This is a genomic window from Coleofasciculus sp. C1-SOL-03 (assembly GCF_040220555.1).
Lineage (GTDB): Bacteria > Cyanobacteriota > Cyanobacteriia > Cyanobacteriales > Coleofasciculaceae > Coleofasciculus.
Map to the genome: position 1 here is coordinate 1 of NZ_JAVJUO010000095.1, position 2,965 is coordinate 2,965.

3 protein-coding genes are annotated in these 2,965 nt (G+C 45.0%); 2 read left to right on the plus strand and 1 reads right to left on the minus strand.

Features of this window, described 5'->3' with window-relative positions:
• The coding region (locus RIE73_RS16260; RefSeq protein WP_446402166.1) for a DUF362 domain-containing protein at positions 1 to 885 on the plus strand (885 nt) is incomplete at its 5' end.
• A gap of 298 nt (positions 886 to 1,183) precedes the next feature.
• A complete protein-coding gene (locus RIE73_RS16265) occupies positions 1,184 to 2,227 on the plus strand; it encodes an SMP-30/gluconolactonase/LRE family protein (protein WP_446402167.1) in 1,044 nt (347 codons plus the stop codon).
• 201 nt (positions 2,228 to 2,428) lie between these two features.
• Here RIE73_RS16265 and RIE73_RS16270 read toward each other — a convergent pair.
• Positions 2,429 to 2,965: DUF3226 domain-containing protein (locus RIE73_RS16270; RefSeq protein WP_446402168.1), on the minus strand; the 537-nt coding region annotated here is incomplete at its 5' end.

Consider the following 2,965-nt stretch of genomic DNA (forward strand, 5'->3'; position numbering starts at 1 on the left):
CTGGTGCGTACTGATGACCGAGTAGCTGGAACTCAAAAAGCACTGGATTTGCTACAACCGGAACGACTCTCTGATCGCACTATATTCCTTAAGCCCAACTATAACACCGGAGATCCCGCCCCAGCCGCTACAGATACGCAAATCCTAGAGGCACTGGTGCAAGAGTTACAGACTGCTGGAAGCCAAGGAATTACCATAGGCGATCGCTCGGGTATGGCAGATACTCGTCAAGCCATGGAACAAAAACAGGTGTTTCAATTGGCTGATCGCTATGGCTTGGAAACAATTGTTTTTGATGAGATGGATGCCGATCAATGGCAGTATATTGCCGCCGAGGGAACCCACTGGCAAAAAGGCTTTGCCTTTGCTCGTCCGATTTTAGATGCTGGGGCGATTGTTAATACCTGTTGCTTGAAAACTCATCGTTTTGGCGGTCATTTTACCCTGTCGCTGAAAAATTCCGTGGGGATGGTTGCTAAATATGTGCCGGGGGATTCGTTTAATTATATGCAGGATTTACATTCCTCCCCTCACCAACGAGTCATGATTGCCGAAATTAACCAAGCCTACAAACCCGCGCTGATTCTATTAGATGGGGTAGAGGCTTTTGTCAATGGTGGACCCGCCTCTGGGAAGAAGGTAAAAGCTGAGGTAATGCTGGCGGGAACCGATCGCGTGGCGGTTGATGCTGTCGCCATTGCCATCTTGCGATCGCTTGGCACCACTGATGCGGTTTCTAGTGGTTCAATTTGGCAGTTAGAGCAAATTCAACGAGCCGTCGAACTAGGATTGGGTGCTAGCAGTGCTGAACAAATCGAATTGGTAACGGCGGATAGTGCTAGCCAAACCATGGCAGATCAAATCCGTCAACTCTTGACGATTTAGCGATTACCGATTGATCTGTCATCGTTTTGTTTTTCTTGGGTTGAGTCAGATTCATCACTTCTGCAAACGTGATCCCAGAAACTCGCACAATCTCCACCTAACTCAAACTTATACCAAACAGAGCAGAAAGCACCACATTCAGATCGCTAGGAATAGCGTCTGTGTTGATCACTTTGTAAACTATTGGTAAGCGAGTAAGCTAAAACGCATTTAAATTGTCTATTCAGGCGTTGCCTGTTGTCTGTTGCCTTCCTTGGGATTGAAGTATCCCAACTCAAGCTTGTTATGCCTCACAGTAATGATCAATGCCATTGACATGAAAAACCGAATCGTTCGAGTTACCCTATACAGTCTGGTTTTTACGGCTTTAACCATTGCGCCCAGCAACGGTGTTACTGAAGCCAGAAACGATTTAGGATTTCGATGTTCAACGTCTCGAACCAACTCCCGCCTAACTACAGCACAATCGAGTAATCAGGGTAATCCCAATAGTCTAGAAGCGATTCTAGATGACAATACCCAAGTCGAAAAACTAGCGGGAGACTTTCAGTTTACAGAGGGACCCATTTGGCATCCAAACGGCTTCTTACTCTTTAGTGATATTCCGGCTAATACTATCTATCAATGGACACCGAATCAAAAACCAGAGATATTTCGTCGTCCTTCTGGCAATGCCAATGCTAATACTCTAGACCGGGAAGGACGTTTGCTCACTGCTGAACATAGTAATCACCGCATATCCCGTACTGAAAAAGACGGCACAATTGTTACGCTGGTAAATCAATTCCAGGGAAAGCGACTCAACAGTCCCAATGATCTCGTGGTCAAATCGGATGGAAGTATCTACTTTACTGACCCCCCCTATGGGATTAAATCTGAGCAAGAGGAACTGGGATTCTATGGTGTCTATCGGTTGACACCGGATGGGAAACTGACATTGTTAGTGAAAGATTTTGTAGGCCCAAATGGCATTGCCCTTTCAGCAGATGAGGAAAAACTATATGTGAATGATTCGGAAAAAGGTCACATTCGTGTCTTCGATGTGAAATCCGATGGTACTTTGGAAAATGGGCAGCTATTTGCCGAATTAAAAGACCCCAGTACAAAGGGTGTACCTGATGGCATGAAGGTAGACCAAGAGGGGAATGTTTACAGTACTGGACCAGGAGGCGTATGGATTTTCTCACCCTCAGGCAATCTATTAGGCAGGATTGAAGTTCCTGAACTTGCTACCAATCTAGCTTGGGGCGATGACGATTACAAATCTCTCTACATTACTACCAGTAATAGCCTTTACCGTATCCGCCTCAAAATTCCAGGTGTGCCACCAGGCAAAAGATAGGGTGGCTGATCAACTTGGGATTTGGCGCTGACAGGCAAATAGCCAGCTAGCCAAGGCACATTACATCATGTCCGGTTGTGTTGAGAGTCTATCCTACCTGTTAGGTGTTGGCACAAAAACCTATATTATATGCATTTAATTTAAACTTATACCAAACAGAGTAGAAAGGTTGATTCGCCACCTTTATTCTGAAGTATTCGCTCACTCAAATAGACGTTTTAACCATTCAACAAACTTGTTCGCGATTTCAGCCTTATAACTCAGTACCTGTGCGGTAATGGCTTGTCCCATTGGCATTCCTGGCGTTTCTTGCCAAGCTAACCACTTATGAATTAAGGCTTTTGGATGATGAATTGGCGTGTAACGATTCAATTTCAACTGTTCAATCTCTTGCACAATCGCCTCGGCTTTGGGACGCAAACTATCATCAGTCGGAATTAGATGGGCAACAAAATCTTCCAACATGCCAGGAAGTTGATTATTAGGCATTAACCAAACGCCTATTTGGGGTTTGTCTGGTTGTGTATACACCCAACCATCTGGGGGAGGTACTGTCGGAATCGTCTGATATCCACTCTCCATGAGTCGATTTCGTACAGCTTGCCATCGTGCCAGTAAATCTTGATCCGCATCAACGACAATTCCTAATGTTTGTAATTTGGGTTGTTTGATTCTCAATTTTAAACTCTCTAAAATTGCGTCAATCCCTCCTCTATCGATTTCTTTCCCCGGTACTTC

Excerpts from the sequence above, each read along its gene's own strand:
- RIE73_RS16265 (WP_446402167.1), top strand. The coding sequence starts at position 1,184 with ATGATCAATGCCATTGACATGAAAAACCGAATCGTTCGAGTTACCCTA.